17 protein-coding genes and 2 tRNA genes are annotated in these 13044 nt (G+C 60.3%); 5 read left to right on the top strand and 14 right to left on the bottom strand.

What is annotated here, in order from left to right:
• Positions 1–286: 286 nt before the first annotated feature.
• The 11 genes from AOT96_RS35430 to AOT96_RS28570 form a co-directional block, all read right to left on the bottom strand.
• A complete protein-coding gene (locus AOT96_RS35430; protein ID WP_156778986.1) occupies positions 287–550 on the bottom strand; it encodes a hypothetical protein in 264 nt (87 codons plus the stop codon).
• 321 nt (positions 551–871) lie between these two features.
• Positions 872–1711, bottom strand: coding sequence for a phage major capsid protein (locus AOT96_RS28530; protein ID WP_065352621.1), 840 nt, complete (start codon positions 1709–1711; stop codon positions 872–874).
• A gap of 146 nt (positions 1712–1857) precedes the next feature.
• Positions 1858–2403, bottom strand: coding sequence for a hypothetical protein (locus AOT96_RS35435; protein WP_156778987.1), 546 nt, complete (start codon positions 2401–2403; stop codon positions 1858–1860).
• 40 nt (positions 2404–2443) lie between these two features.
• On the bottom strand, positions 2444–2731 hold the full coding sequence (locus AOT96_RS28540; RefSeq protein ID WP_065352623.1) for a hypothetical protein: 288 nt from the start codon (positions 2729–2731) through the stop codon (positions 2444–2446).
• A 3-nt stretch (positions 2732–2734) separates the two neighbouring features.
• Positions 2735–3229, bottom strand: coding sequence for a hypothetical protein (locus AOT96_RS28545; protein ID WP_156778988.1), 495 nt, complete (start codon positions 3227–3229; stop codon positions 2735–2737).
• Positions 3230–3275: 46 nt separating this feature from the next.
• On the bottom strand, positions 3276–3605 hold the full coding sequence (locus AOT96_RS28550; RefSeq protein ID WP_065352625.1) for a hypothetical protein: 330 nt from the start codon (positions 3603–3605) through the stop codon (positions 3276–3278).
• A 25-nt stretch (positions 3606–3630) separates the two neighbouring features.
• Complete coding sequence (locus tag AOT96_RS35440; protein ID WP_156778989.1) at positions 3631–3843, bottom strand: hypothetical protein; 213 nt, start codon at positions 3841–3843, stop codon at positions 3631–3633.
• The gene (locus AOT96_RS28555; RefSeq protein ID WP_197523617.1) at positions 3840–5636 is read right to left on the bottom strand and encodes a DUF3631 domain-containing protein; all 1797 of its coding nucleotides are present in this window, start codon (positions 5634–5636) and stop codon (positions 3840–3842) included. The genes AOT96_RS35440 and AOT96_RS28555 overlap by 4 nt, the downstream gene beginning before the upstream one ends.
• Positions 5633–6373 carry a bifunctional DNA primase/polymerase gene (locus tag AOT96_RS28560; RefSeq protein WP_083197680.1) on the bottom strand — a complete coding sequence of 247 codons (741 nt, stop codon included), beginning with the start codon at positions 6371–6373 and terminating at the stop codon, positions 5633–5635. The genes AOT96_RS28555 and AOT96_RS28560 overlap by 4 nt, the downstream gene beginning before the upstream one ends.
• A gap of 96 nt (positions 6374–6469) precedes the next feature.
• On the bottom strand, positions 6470–6991 hold the full coding sequence (locus tag AOT96_RS28565) for a hypothetical protein (protein ID WP_156778990.1): 522 nt from the start codon (positions 6989–6991) through the stop codon (positions 6470–6472).
• Between the two features lie 99 nt (positions 6992–7090).
• Complete coding sequence (locus tag AOT96_RS28570; protein ID WP_065352964.1) at positions 7091–7291, bottom strand: helix-turn-helix transcriptional regulator; 201 nt, start codon at positions 7289–7291, stop codon at positions 7091–7093.
• 119 nt (positions 7292–7410) lie between these two features.
• On the opposite strand from AOT96_RS28570, the gene AOT96_RS28575 reads away from it, so the two are divergent.
• Entirely contained in the window at positions 7411–8157 is a 747-nt protein-coding gene (locus AOT96_RS28575) for a helix-turn-helix domain-containing protein (protein ID WP_065352628.1), read from the top strand.
• A complete protein-coding gene (locus tag AOT96_RS28580; RefSeq protein ID WP_065352629.1) occupies positions 8147–9319 on the top strand; it encodes a site-specific integrase in 1173 nt (390 codons plus the stop codon). The genes AOT96_RS28575 and AOT96_RS28580 overlap by 11 nt, the downstream gene beginning before the upstream one ends.
• A 44-nt stretch (positions 9320–9363) precedes the next feature.
• Here the strand turns inward: AOT96_RS28580 and AOT96_RS28585 are convergent.
• Positions 9364–9437 (bottom strand) — tRNA-Ile (locus AOT96_RS28585).
• A 177-nt stretch (positions 9438–9614) separates the two neighbouring features.
• Between AOT96_RS28585 and AOT96_RS36115 the strand changes: the two genes are divergently transcribed.
• Positions 9615–9812, top strand: a complete 198-nt coding sequence (locus AOT96_RS36115) for a hypothetical protein (protein ID WP_003941659.1) — start codon at positions 9615–9617, stop codon at positions 9810–9812.
• Between the two features lie 131 nt (positions 9813–9943).
• Complete coding sequence (locus AOT96_RS28595) at positions 9944–10567, top strand: HAD-IA family hydrolase (protein WP_223304513.1); 624 nt, start codon at positions 9944–9946, stop codon at positions 10565–10567.
• Positions 10568–10639: 72 nt separating this feature from the next.
• Here AOT96_RS28595 and AOT96_RS28600 read toward each other — a convergent pair.
• Positions 10640–10712: transfer RNA gene (locus tag AOT96_RS28600), tRNA-Asn, on the bottom strand.
• 136 nt (positions 10713–10848) lie between these two features.
• On the opposite strand from AOT96_RS28600, the gene AOT96_RS28605 reads away from it, so the two are divergent.
• Positions 10849–11100 carry a hypothetical protein gene (locus AOT96_RS28605; protein WP_003941570.1) on the top strand — a complete coding sequence of 84 codons (252 nt, stop codon included), beginning with the start codon at positions 10849–10851 and terminating at the stop codon, positions 11098–11100.
• A 1-nt stretch (position 11101) separates the two neighbouring features.
• Here AOT96_RS28605 and dnaG read toward each other — a convergent pair whose 3' ends face one another.
• On the bottom strand, positions 11102–13021 hold the full coding sequence (gene dnaG / locus AOT96_RS28610) for a DNA primase (protein WP_030536590.1): 1920 nt from the start codon (positions 13019–13021) through the stop codon (positions 11102–11104).
• Positions 13022–13044 lie beyond the last annotated feature (23 nt).

The raw sequence follows: 13044 nt of genomic DNA on the forward strand, positions 1-13044 counted from the left end.
ATGTCTTGGTGATTGCACTCTGTGCACTTGTCACCCTGGCGATCGTCTGGAGCATGATCTTCGACAAAAGTCATTGGGGCTGACCCGCGGGCTCACGGCAACTGAACGTGGGGCGGGCGGGGCTCGAACCCGCGACCAATGGATTCTCGATACATTGGTCGCATCGACTCTCAATCGATCGCGATAGTCCTACTCCGCCAGTTGGATTGGTTGAAACCGATCACTCGTCAACTCTCGTTAGATCGCGTCGTATCTCACTCATAAACCATGAATAAACGATGACTCCCTATGACGATTGTTCGCATTCATTCGGACATCTGGCGGCGACTTCACGTACTAAGTCCGGTGTCCCTCGCTGATTCCAGCCACGTGAGAACCTCCGGCGCTCGACCACGAGATCTGCATCGCATTCGGCACAAACACGCCCAGGCAGCTTCGTGAACTCGGTCTCATAGCTCATGCGGTCGACGTTACTGGGAACTTCTTGCCGGCGCATGTAAGCCGCGGCCTCGGAGACGTTCATCCATGGGGTTTCGATGTTCTCGCTCATGTCCTGACCCTATGGCTGAGGGGTCAAATTTTTAGACCCTCCCTATGCAACCTCGATCGATCCTGCTGCCACCCGCTCCGCAAAGTAACTCTTCTCTCTCCACGCACTTTTTGGTCCGGAACTCGGTAAAAGCCCAGGAGCCGGGACTTGAACCGACCCTGTATCCCGTACCCGGTCAGCGGCGTAATGCAAAGCGCCCTTCCGTGTGGATCGATCGAGGGGGTATGGGCAGGGGTGGATCATAGACACCCCTGGGTTGTCCTTGTAGGCACGAAAGAGCCCCGACCCTGGGATTGGGTCGGGGCTCTCGTTGGTGGTTGTTTAGCCGCCGGCGGTGATGTTGATCCTCACGATTCCGAGGGGCTGGGGGAACCCGAATCCGACACGCATCGTTGCTCGGATGGCGGTGCGGTCGCTGGTGTAGAACGCGCTGGCGTCCGTTGTCACCGAGGTGTCGTTGCGGATGGCGACGAAGCTGCGGGACTGCGGGATCGCCCAGACGGTGCCGGCAGGTACTGCGGGTGAGACGAGCAGCGGTACACCGAGGATTGTTCGTGCGGTCGGAGCGGTGGCGTCGAGCCCAAGCAGAGGCTCGTTGCTTCCGGTCTGCTTCTTCACCTTCGCGAGGAGTAGTGCATCGGCAGGGTTGGCGACGAAGTTCGTGATCACCACGCCTTTTGTCTCCGCGGCTGCGATGGCTTCAGCAAAGGGATCGGTGTTGGTCCAGGCTGCGCCAGCATTGATAGTGGTTGTGGTGATCGATGCCAGACCCTTGGCTGCGGGCGCTGCGAGGTTCCCGAAGTATGCGGTGTCGAGCTTCGTTTGGATGTCTCGAACCAATCCGTCGCCGACTACCTGGAGCGCGGCGGGGGAAGAGTCTGCAGCGAGCTCGTTGGAGATGACAACGAGGCCGGCGAGCTTGCTGGGGACGACTTCGATCTCGCCGAGGTCGGACTCGCTGACCGGGATCTCGGCGCCTTCGGCTACCCAGCCGGCAGACGGGTCTTCGAGCACGGAAGGCAGACGGAGTCCGTGTGTGCCGACGTTGACGACGGTCGAGACGCGGGTTGCGATTGCGAGATTCTGCAGAGGCTGAATGAGTAGTGCGTTCACCTGATCGGGGGTGAGGATAGATGTAACGCCAGCGGTTGAAGTAAGCATGGTGATTCCTATTCGTGGAATGACAAAACAGAGGATGTGTTTTGGTCGGTTCCACCAGGGAATCTCGCGACCGAATCGGCTCCGAGGCCAGAAGGGGAGCAGTGAATATCACTGCTCCCCTTCATCTTACCGCTTGCCTGGAGTAATTACCTGTCCTGGATGTCTTTCGAGTGAATCTTGCCGGCATTGAGAACACTGCTCCACGTGGGTGGCGCTTCGCGTGGATAGTTCGTGGGCGTTGCTCCGGGCCTCAATGTCTCCACTGGGCGATTGCTCGGCGGGGACGCGGCCTGTTGATTACCGAGAGTCCAGTGTGGGCGTTGCTGCGCAATGTCATTGACGTGCGCACTGACTCGCTCGTGGTCGATGTTGCCATTCTCTCCGAGGAAGTCGTTCGGTGTCACTTCTCCAAGCCAGAGGTCTTTCGGGTCGGCGAGGACAGTCGCTGCGATTCTTTCGATTTCGTTGCGACGGAAGGATTCGACTTGAGTGTTCAGGGTGCCGAGTTGATCCTCGGCGGTTTTGGCGCGTTCGCGGAGGTTTTTGTTCTCGGAGCGGAGCTTGCGGACGTGCGCGAGGTCGGCGCCGCTTTCTTCACGTTCGACCTCGTTGTCCGGCGTCTCTGTGACTGGTGGATCGGCTAGGTCTGCGGGTGTGGTGGTCTGCGGTTCTGGTGCTGCAGGTGTAGTCATGTTTCGGGTGCTCCTGTGTCAGTGAGTCCGTAGGGAGGGGTCAGTTGTCGAGGGTCGGCCAAGTGCGTTCCCGTACGCCGCTGGTGACGTACCGGACGGTGGTGTCGAGTTCGTCGGGTAGTTCGTATCCCAGGTGGGTCAACAGGGTTCGTTCTGCTGGCGTCGCCGGCCTCGTCCACGGCGACCCACCGCTCATCGTTTTCGAGGTTTCATGGTCACCTGCTTGGGTGGCGTCCTCGGCAATGCGGAGGCCGCGAGGCAGGTGGTCGAATGTGAGTAGCCCTCGTGGGTCCGGCTGCGGGAGTTGGTTTCCGATGTTCTCGCTCATAGCTCAGCCGAGGTTCTTCTCGATGGCGATCTGCTTGTGCGCGATCGCTTGGCCTCGCAGCCGTGCCGAGGTCAGTGGGTGCCGAAGATAGGGCTTGAGGAGTTCCGCGGCCCCAATGAGGAAGTTCTGATACCGCTCGGGATTGTCGGACAGTTCGAGCCAGCCGGGGCGGGCGTGGGCATCCTCGGCGTAGTAGTCGGCGAGCCATTCTGCGAGCTTGGCCATTTCGAGGTCGTTCGGCAGGTACTTGTCGAGCAGTTCGGGCTTCTCGGGCAGATCGAACCACTCGGAAGGGTAGGTGGAATCTTCGCTGTCGTGCATGATGTTCTCCTTTAGTTGGGGTAGTGATTCAACGACGTCGACTAGTACGTCAGCGAGTCCGAGCGCTTCGGTTTTGCTGAGCTGGTAGGTGACCCCGCCCATGTCGATGTCTATGCGGGACCTTTTCACGTAGGCCCGCACTCGTGGGGCACCAACCGGGGTGGGCTGGATTCTCATCAGCTGTCCTTTCTGTGGGCTGGGCACCGGGCGCTCGGATGGTGCGTCAGGTGCGGGCATTCGGGGTGAGTGCACTGGATTGGACGTGTGTAGTTGGCCATGATGCGGCCTTTCGGTGGGGTGCGGTGAGTGCATCAGGGCACTCGGTCAGATGCGGGCAGCGACCGCACCGCCCGTGTGCATAGTTCTTGTCTTCGTCGGTCGCCCTGCCGTCTGCGATGTCATCGAACAGATCCCAGCGTGTTCGGCACTTCGCCTCGGGAAGGTTGGGCCGATTGTCGAGAATCTCCGCGAGTAGAGACAGGGTTCCGGGTTCCTTCCGTGAACCGGACCGGCGTCTCGGCGTTGCTTCGGAGACTGAACCTTGCTCTGCCATCAAGCACCCCTCTCGACGACAGTGGTCACCACTGGTAGTCCGGCTCGTGCACGGCGCACACGACACCCCATGCGGACACGCGGTTACGGCACTCGTCTCCGGTTTTGGTGGGGGCACCGCAGTACGGCTTCGGTGGTGCCGGCGCAGTCGTGACTGGGGCGCTTCTACCGCACTGCGGCCCGGTCCTTGGGATGTAGACGGCGGCGAGACCGAATTTCAATATCTTGGTTTCAGTCATGCCGACTCCTGTTCATGGGACGGGTCGAGACACCATTCGGTGGCGATGGAGTTGCCTCGCTTCTGGACGTACGCGGCGCGGGCTGCCGACTTGAGAGAGGTGCGCTCAGGCCCGTTCGGGTCGGCCTGTGCTGCGGCATGGACCTCGCTCGCGCGGACCCATCCACCGTGTGCTCGCAAAAAGTCCAGGAGCCACTGTGGGGCGGATATCCACGTGTCCGTGGCTTCCTCACCGATGTTCCACAGTGCGGTACCGTCTGCCCGTTTCTCGGCGGTGCCTACGAGGGTGGACTTGCTGGCGACCTTGCGCAGATTTTGGAGGTTCCATCCGGCATCCTGACCGGCTGTGTATACCGCGTCGCTGTCGACGGTCGTGTGTCCGTTTTCGATGAGTCCTCGGATGTGTCGTTCAAACCATTCCCGACATGTCGGGTCGGAAACCGCATGCAAAGGAGTCTTGGCGTTCGCTGCCGTGGCTACATTCTCCCCGCCCATACCCTGAGGGGGCGCTACCCCCGCTACCCCCGCTACCTTGCTGGTCAGAGGCTTGGGATTGGTAGCGGGATAGGTAGCGCCTCCGCTACCCGCTACCGGAGGCGCTACCACTTCCGGGGCTGTGACCAGGGCGGTAGCGCCGGTAGCGGCGGTAGCGGCTTCTGGAGGTATGAGGGCGGGTATGGACTCATTCTGATCATCGTCGACATCATCCGTTCCTGCGGCGAGGTTCCGCTCCCACGCCTCGGCAAGACCACCTTCCCCGCCTACTCGATATCCCTTAACGACCTTGTTGCCCGGGAATTTCAGATCCTTCGGCCGCACATCGAAGGGTCGCAGAAAATTAGCCAGTGTTGCCTGATTCAAGAACGACCCTCGGATGTCTTTCCACGGCGCGTCCGGGATTGTCACGAGCGCGGCTACCAAATCGGCGGACGCCATCCTCTCGGCACCCTTGAACACCAACTGAATGTCGGCGAGAAGGTCGATACCGATCGGGCGGGCATACCCGGACTTGGCGAACACGAAGTGCTTGCATGCCTCCCGCGCCCGCTTCGGCCACTGCCCGTCTGCGAGGTCCGCGATCACCAGCAGTGGCTCCCAGACCTCCGCTGCCCGATCTTCGACACCCTTAGGCATCCTCGGCCGCGCCGCGCGCACCTCTTCACGGAGAGGCTCGAGCCATTCCGCGAGACCTTCCCGAAGCGGTTGCGCCTCCTCGGAGACATCCCGGCGATAGAACGGGGACACCACTTCAGACGGCTTGCGCTTCTTCATGCGGAAGTGAATCGACCGCGACCGCACCGCTTCGGGAACATTCGAATGCAGACCCGCCAACGCCATCGGCGCGTACGCGTCGAGTTCCACGACATCGATGTCCATGCCCTGACCGACACATCTCGGCACTCTGGCACCGTTTTTGTAGCCTGCGTTGACCACGGCGGTGACATCCTCCGAACCAGCACCACCGTTCTTGTTGTAGAGGGTGTCGATTTCGTCCATGAGAATCGTGCGGCCACCCTTGTCGATGGTCCGAATCAACGCGGCTGGTGACGCCGAGAATGCCATCAGCGGACTGCGGGCGGTCTCGTCGAGCAGCTCCAGGTTGCGGGTCTTGCCGCACGCCGGAACTGCCGAATCGAAAAACAGTCGAGGGGAGGTGTCGAACTCCTCGTACACGTAACTGTGTGCGGTCCACAGGACTAGGACTACGTAGTGGTGCTCGGTGGGGTGGACCGCGTATTTGCGGTAGAACGTCTCGAGCGCTTCGAGGAGCACACTCACCTCGTCGGTGGTCATCCGACCCTCCTTCCAGCGGTTCGCTGAGCCGATCTCAGGCATGTTTCGAACTCTCCCTCGGTCAAACCTGTGGACAGTGCTGCATCGCGGATCTCAGGCACAACCGAACTGCTCCCACGTTCGAGAGCACGGCACAAAGCCCAGAACGTAATTTGATTTCTGCCACCACCGACAGCCTCGGCAACCTTGCGCACCAAGCCATCCGAGCGCCGTTCCGGATTCACGGTGACCGGTGACGGCTTGTAGACGGGCGGGGTCACAAGAGGGAGCAGCTCTTGTGGCAACGGTGCGATCGGAAGGTCACGTTCGATCCGGTACAGCTTTCCGGTATCCGGGTGAACCGAGCCGGGCATCACCGTGTAGCCCGTGCGCCAGGTCTTGAGGTCGATCCCGTCGTAGCCGTCGAGCTTGCCCCGGATCTTTCCGTCGTGAAGAAAGTAGATGTGCCAGCCACCGGATCCTGTTCGAACAGCCAAGGTGTCAAGAAGGTTCGGCAAACCTAGGGATTTCATCAGAAACTCGAGCGAGCCGCCATTTTTTGGATCGATGTCAACTGCCATCGTGCCCGAACGAGTTCCGCCCCAATTGCATTGCGGGTACTTGTGCGCCTGGCGGGTATGCACGTCCGGGTTGGTGGTGAAGTTGTGGAACCCGCCGGCCAAAAATGCCTTCTTCCCGTCGAGCGGACCGAGTGCGAACCCGAGGTCGCGCATGCGTTGCGTTTCCGGATGAACCATGTCGTTGCCCCGTTTCGTAGAGGTGGAAGGCGCCCAGGCAGATGATCGTGATGTTCTCCACGATCAGCAGGAAGGTGAGCGCGAAAGTTGTTGTGGTCACTTGTGATCCACTTCGCCGAGGTCGTCTGTCATGCCCGTCGCAAGGTCAATCAAGAGGAGGAGGGCCCGAGCGAGATAGCCGGCGTCCTCGAGCGTCAGGGAGTACTTGTTGAGCGGTGTGTCCTCGCCTACCGGGTCACCCTTGGCATTGAATCCATGGCTCTCGAAATTGATGCGGGGGTAGCGGTCCCCGACCTTCTGGCTGATGTTGGCGCAGATCGTTGCGGTGGTCCAGTTCCCGTCCACGTCGACGACGGCGTACTTGGTCGTATGCGGCATGCGCAAAGGAGTGGATCGCCACTCGGCATGATCAGGCTGGCAGACGTCACTACCCGGGTTGTTGAGAACATCGTGATCTGGGCTCGACCACCGCGGTGCGTCGTCTGCCAGCCACGGATTGGGATCCTTGCCTGAGATCTCGATCTTGGGGAGCATTTCAGCGTTGAAGTCTCGGCAGTTTTTGAACGGCGTCCGACTGGCGTCTTCCGCTTTGCCGGTGTCGTGCTTTACAGTAGGCATGAAAGATCTCCTAGCTTCGTGACGGTTGTTGGGGATTTCCGGCGCTGGTCACACGTGCGGTTGCAGCCGCAGTGATCGGCGCCGTTTTGCACTCGCGCATCAGTCGTTACTCGCCACAGTTGCGTACTGCGCTTCTTCCCAGGCGATGACATCGCTCAGTTTGTAGCGGCAGAATCGGCCCATTTTCGCGTAGGGGGGACCAACCCCCTCGCTTCCCCACTTAGCCAAGGTCTTGATCGGAATCTTCAGTCGGGTGGCGACGTCTGGCCGAGTGAGCCAGTAATCATCTGAGGTGTACATAATTCCCTTCGCGTCTTGTCGCATATGCCGGTTGCGTTTTCAGTCGGGCAAGACTCAGCATGCACCGTTCCTACCGAGAACGCAAGTGGCATATTGGGAAGTCGTCTACCCTCAAAGGTATGGACGCAGACCGGATAGTGGGACAGAAGCTTGCCGAACTCAGAAAACGGAAGGGGCTCAGACAGGAAGATTTTCTCAAACTGCTTGAAACACAAAATGTTTCATGGACTCAGACAGTTTTGTCTCGCGTCGAAAGCGGCAAGCGTCCACTCAAGCTAACCGAGGGGTTCGCGATCGCGGACGCCCTTGGGGTTGGTGCAGATGAATTGAGTCCGGCAAGTTCCAATTTGCACTATCAGATTCAGAAATTGATCGATGACCAAAAGCGTCACATCTCCACCATCGGCGCTTCTCGTTCCATGCTTTTGGAAGTGAACAACGCCCTCGCCGCATTGTCTCTAGCCCAAGAATTGAGCCAAGGACATGCCGAGTTCACTGTTCAGGGGTCACCACTGCAGTTCGTCGAACTGTTGTCTGCGTGGATTCCAGGGGGTAGTGGCACGTCCTATTCGACCAACTTCGTCCGTGGGCTCGACTGGATTGGACTGAGTTACGAAGGAGACCCAACGCCCACAGTCGGTGCAGACGAGGAGATCGCCGACGTAATAGAAGAAGCTCGGGCAGCCGAGGTCAAGCGTCTATTTAGCGAGCACTACCCCAGCCTTCAGTTCGGTGGGTATGAAACTAAATTCCGAGTGATAGGGCTAACCGATTTCGTAGAGGAACCCCAAAACGCAATCCCTGGACTTTCTACGTACCTGGACACGCCGCCCCGAAGTTGGAAGGACAGATTCGATGGCCGGTAGACCGCCCCTGCGAATCGGCCAACACGGCAAGATCGCTCGCATCCCACTCGGCGGTGACGCGTACCTAGCCCGCTGCCGCTACCGCGACGATGACGGCATTGTGCGCATTGTCGAGCGGCGCACACCGGTCGATGTTAGGGACCAGCACGGCAAAATCGCCGAAGAAGAGTTACTGGACGCACTAGCGGCGCGTCGAGCGCCTTCCGAGGATGAAATCGACTCCGACACATTGGTTTCCGCGCTCTGTGCGACTTACCTTGCAAGACTCCAAGAAGAGGGTCGCGCCGCCAACACGATGTCCACTTACGAGTTCGCGCTCGGCAAGCTCAACCTGAAAATCGGTGGCCTCCGCCTGAGTGAGGCATCCGCCGGCCGGATCGACACAGCGCTGCGGGCGATGTCGAAGCAGCACGGACCAACTATGGCGCGCCAAGCGAAGACCATCCTCCGCGGTGCGTTGGCAATGGCAGTCCTCGTCGGGGCGTTGAGTTCGAATCCGGTCAATGACGTGTCGAGGATCCGGGCCAAGAATCCGCCGGCGGGCGCGAAAGCACTTACAGGCGACCAACTGGGAACTCTCCTGGTCGCACTCGGAGAGTCGGACTACTGCCAAGCGAACGACCTCGTAGACCCGATCACCCTCTTGATTGCCACGGGGGTACGGCGTTCCGAGCTGCTGGCGATTCGTCGTCAGGACATCGACCTGGACTCCGGCACCGTAGCCATTACCGGCAAAGTCGTCAGAGAGAAGGGGGTGGGTCTGAAGCGTGTCGACGAGACGAAGACCGCCGCCGGACTACGCACCATCCCGCTCCCCCAGTTCGCTCTCGAGATACTGAAGAAGCGAGCAAAGCAACCGCGTTCCGGCACACTCGATGTCATTTTCCCTTCGGCTGTCGGCACGTTGCGAGATCCGAACAACTTCGGCAAGCAATGGCGCAAGGTTCGCGATGAACTCGGGGTCGCCGACAGTACGTCTCACACATTCCGCAAGTCGGTGGCCACGCTCATCGACGACGAGGGCCTGTCCGCACGCGTAGGGGCTGACCACCTCGGGCACCGAAACATCTCGATGACTCAGGACAAGTACATGACACGTGGGCGTCAGCACTCAGAGGTTGCGAAACTGCTGGACAAAGCGGTTGCCATAAAGGATGAATAAACGATGGATGCCCTCTCCCGAGTTTCAGAAAAGGGCCTCTGACGTGGGGCGGGCGGGGCTCGAACCCGCGACCAATGGATTATGAGTCCACGGCTCTAACCGACTGAGCTACCGCCCCATCCGGATGCGATGCATCGCGGCGAATCCGAATGTTACCGGCACATCCGACGCGGATCACAATCGGGCAGGCGGTGACGCGTTGCACTCTTTCGAGTCGAGTCTTCCAAGGTTGGTCGGCACAGGCGCGATGAGCCGATACCGTGGGAGTGCACACCCCACGGAACAGGATCACCACATGAAGCTTGCACTGACCGAATTCAAGAACTCGAAGGCCACGATCCGGATCATTATGTCCGACGGCGCGAAACTGAACGGCACCGTCACCGATTTCACCGAAGACACTCTCGTTCTCAATTCTCCGAATGGTGTCTACTACATCAACCCCAGCCACATCATCCGGCTGTTCGAGCCGTCGGATCGCGCAGCGAAGTAGGCGCACCGGTCAAACAGTTCGACGGTTCCACCGAAAGCCCGACGCAGACACTTGCGTCGGGCTTTGGTGTATCTGTCGCCAATATCTTCGCGTCGCGTTCACGGGTGCTGATGCCGCCTATCCTCTCCGACATGGCGAACGACAGCGGACCACCTGAACTCGTGTTGTTCGACTTGGGCGGTGTGCTGTGTCGATTCGAGCCTGACCGTCGCGCCGCAGAACTGGCTGCGGCCATCGGCGTCACGGAAGACGAGATTCATGCCCTCGTGTTCGCGTCCGGGTTCGACCAGGAATGCGATCTCGGCATTCACTCCGAAACCGCGATCCTGGAACGCTTTCGACGACTCGGGTTTCCTGGTGACCGCGACGAGCTACGCCGAGCCTGGGCCAAGGCCTTCATCCCGGACCGCGCGGTCATCGATCTCGCAATCGCGCTTCGAAGCGAGGGGGTCGTGGTCGCCACGCTCTCCGACAACGGACCTGTTCTCTTGGCCGCCATCGAGAGTGTCGTAACTCCATCGGCAATCGACGAGCATGTTTTCTCCTGCATGCTCGGAGCTACCAAACCCGAACCTGCGGCCTTCCTGGCTGCGCTGGAGTTGCTCGATGCGCGTCCACAGCAGACCTTCTTCGTCGACGACAACCCGGTGAACGTCCTCAGCGCTCGACGGCTGGGAATTCGCGGCGAACAAGCAAACAAGGCGGCAGACGTCGAATCGGCACTTCGATCGGTGGGTCTGCTGCGAGCGCACTAGGTCAGACAAAAACAAGGTCAGACCACAACAAGAAAGCCCCCCACCCGATTTCTCAGGTGAGGGGCTTTGCTGCTCCCCCGGCTGGACTCGAACCAGCAACCGTCCGATTAACAGTCGGAAGCTCTGCCAATTGAGCTACAGGGGATTGTCTTGCTCGCTTCGCCCGTTCCGGCGTTGCCTGAGAAACTGTAGCGAATCCTTCACCGAAGTACCAAATCGCCTGCCCAGCGAGTCATCAGGCAGGATGGAGTCAGGACGATCGGTGCTGGAGGGAAGCAGGAATGATGCGTTTGTTGATCGGTGTTGCAGCTGGGTACGTCCTGGGAACCAAAGCGGGCCGCGCACGATACGAGCAGATCAGCCGGGCCGCGAAGGCGGTGGCCACCAGTCCGGCCACCAAGAAGGTGTTGGACGCGTCACGGCAGAAGCTGGCCGACTCACTGAGTACTCAGCCCAAGCTCGAGCCGATGAAGCCGATCAACGAGGAGACTACGATTCTGGTCCCCCACGACCAGTTGAAGAAAAACCGCTAGGTCAGACGCTTTGGTCGCCGACAGCCTGCTCACGCAGCTGTCGGCGATACTGCTCCAGCGCCACGAGGTCGCCGAACAGTGAGTTGTACTCCTCGGGGGCTGCAGCAGGTGAAACGCGCTGAAGCTTGGATTTGAGGTCGGCAACCTGCTCGCCCACCCACGCTTCCTGCAGTCGTGCGAGCACTCCGTTGATGTAGCGCGGAACCGTGTCTTCGTCACACGGCATCGGTTCGACGGCCAGCTCAGATACAACCGAGGCCACCGTCATGTCTTCGACGCCCTTGGTGACGACTTCGATCCACTCGGCGCCGCCGAGTCCCTTGCTCGTTCCACCGGCGTCAGCCATTGCCTGTCTGATGACAACGTAGGCGGGGTGGGTGAACGTCTCGGGCGGCAACGAGTCGAAGACACTGCCGGCGATGCCAGGGTGCTGCAATGCGGCCTTGAGGACAGCTCGCTGCGTCGAGAGCGCGGGATCGTTGGGCCGGGGCCTGGAGATTCCGATCGGCAGCGCAAGCGCATCGGCAGCAGGTTGGTCGACAACCTGACGACGCTTGGGCGCCGGTGACGATCCGCGCGTCGACGCCCGTTTGCGAGCTTCGTCACGCACGCGTCGTCGAACCGACGGAAGATCGTCCCAACCGACCCATCCGCACAACAGATTCGCGTAGCTGTCGCGCAGAGTTGATTCCTTGATCTGCGCAACGACGGGCACGGTACGACGCAGTGCCTCGACACGACCTTCAGCGGTCTCCAGATCGTGTTCGGTGAGGATGGACTTCACCACGAACTCGAACATCGGAGTGCGCCGTGCCACGAGGTCGCGAACGGCGGCGTCACCAGACTTCAGTCGCAGATCGCACGGGTCCATTCCGTCGGGCGCGACGGCGACGAACGTCTGCCCGGCCATCTTCTGATCACCCTCGAACGCCTTCATCGCAGCGGCCTGCCCCGCGGCATCACCGTCGAAGGTGTAGATGATTTCACCGCGAAAGTAGCTGTCGTCCATCAGGAGTCGACGGAGCATCGCAAGGTGCTCCTCACCGAAGGCGGTTCCGCACGAAGCGACGGCGGTCTTGACGCCGGCCAAGTGCATCGCCATGACGTCGGTGTAACCCTCGACGACTACCGCCTGGTGCCCCTTGGCGATGTCGCGCTTGGCGAGGTCCAAGCCGAACAGGACCTGAGACTTCTTGTAGAGAATCGTTTCCGGCGTGTTGACGTACTTACCCGGCATGGTGTCGTCGTCGAAGAGCTTGCGGGCACCGAAGCCGATGACGTCACCGGCGACGCTGCGGATCGGCCACAGAAGTCGGCGATGGAACCGGTCGATCGGACCTCGCCGGCCTTCTTTGGACAGCCCGGCTGCTTCGAGTTCTTTGAACTCGAAACCTTTGGACATCAAGTGTTTTGTGAGAGTGTCCCAACCTTCTGGCGCGTATCCACACCCGAACTGCAAGGCCGCTGCACCGTCGAAGTTTCGCTCGGTGAGGTAGTCGCGAGCCGCCTGGGCATCGGGTTCGCGCAGACGAGCGGCGTAGAACTCCTGAGCCGCCGCGTTTGCTGCGATCAAGCGTGCACGGGTGCCGCGATCGCGCTGAACGGACGGTCCGCCGCCCTCATACGAAATCGTGTAGCTGAGTCGATCCGCCAACTGCTCGACGGCCTCTACGAAGCTGATGTGATCCATCTTCTGCAGGAACGAGTACACATCACCACCCTCACCGCAGCCGAAGCAGTGGTAGAGGCCGTGGTTGGGTCGCACATGGAACGACGGCGACTTCTCGTCGTGAAAGGGACACAGACCTTTGATCGAATCGCCACCGGCACGCTTGAGTGAAACGTATTCACCGACGATGTCCTCGATGCGAGTGCGTTCGCGAATGGCCGCGATGTCTCTGTCAGAAATTCGGCCCGCCACGTACATCAGTCTAGGCGGTCCCC

Origin of the sequence: Rhodococcus sp. 008, from assembly GCF_001682295.1 — a bacterium.
GTDB classification, from domain to species: Bacteria; Actinomycetota; Actinomycetes; order Mycobacteriales; family Mycobacteriaceae; genus Rhodococcus_F; species Rhodococcus_F qingshengii.

Excerpts from the sequence above, each read along its gene's own strand:
- AOT96_RS35430 (WP_156778986.1), bottom strand. The coding sequence starts at position 550 with ATGAGCGAGAACATCGAAACCCCATGGATGAACGTCTCCGAGGCCGCG.
- AOT96_RS28530 (WP_065352621.1), bottom strand. The coding sequence starts at position 1,711 with ATGCTTACTTCAACCGCTGGCGTTACATCTATCCTCACCCCCGATCAG.
- AOT96_RS35435 (WP_156778987.1), bottom strand. The coding sequence starts at position 2,403 with ATGACTACACCTGCAGCACCAGAACCGCAGACCACCACACCCGCAGAC.
- AOT96_RS28540 (WP_065352623.1), bottom strand. The coding sequence starts at position 2,731 with ATGAGCGAGAACATCGGAAACCAACTCCCGCAGCCGGACCCACGAGGG.
- AOT96_RS28545 (WP_156778988.1), bottom strand. The coding sequence starts at position 3,229 with ATGAGAATCCAGCCCACCCCGGTTGGTGCCCCACGAGTGCGGGCCTAC.
- AOT96_RS28550 (WP_065352625.1), bottom strand. The coding sequence starts at position 3,605 with ATGGCAGAGCAAGGTTCAGTCTCCGAAGCAACGCCGAGACGCCGGTCC.
- AOT96_RS35440 (WP_156778989.1), bottom strand. The coding sequence starts at position 3,843 with ATGACTGAAACCAAGATATTGAAATTCGGTCTCGCCGCCGTCTACATC.
- AOT96_RS28555 (WP_197523617.1), bottom strand. The coding sequence starts at position 5,636 with ATGACCACCGACGAGGTGAGTGTGCTCCTCGAAGCGCTCGAGACGTTC.
- AOT96_RS28560 (WP_083197680.1), bottom strand. The coding sequence starts at position 6,373 with ATGGTTCATCCGGAAACGCAACGCATGCGCGACCTCGGGTTCGCACTC.
- AOT96_RS28565 (WP_156778990.1), bottom strand. The coding sequence starts at position 6,991 with ATGCCTACTGTAAAGCACGACACCGGCAAAGCGGAAGACGCCAGTCGG.
- AOT96_RS28570 (WP_065352964.1), bottom strand. The coding sequence starts at position 7,291 with ATGTACACCTCAGATGATTACTGGCTCACTCGGCCAGACGTCGCCACC.
- AOT96_RS28575 (WP_065352628.1), top strand. The coding sequence starts at position 7,411 with ATGGACGCAGACCGGATAGTGGGACAGAAGCTTGCCGAACTCAGAAAA.
- AOT96_RS28580 (WP_065352629.1), top strand. The coding sequence starts at position 8,147 with ATGGCCGGTAGACCGCCCCTGCGAATCGGCCAACACGGCAAGATCGCT.
- AOT96_RS36115 (WP_003941659.1), top strand. The coding sequence starts at position 9,615 with ATGAAGCTTGCACTGACCGAATTCAAGAACTCGAAGGCCACGATCCGG.
- AOT96_RS28595 (WP_223304513.1), top strand. The coding sequence starts at position 9,944 with ATGGCGAACGACAGCGGACCACCTGAACTCGTGTTGTTCGACTTGGGC.
- AOT96_RS28605 (WP_003941570.1), top strand. The coding sequence starts at position 10,849 with ATGATGCGTTTGTTGATCGGTGTTGCAGCTGGGTACGTCCTGGGAACC.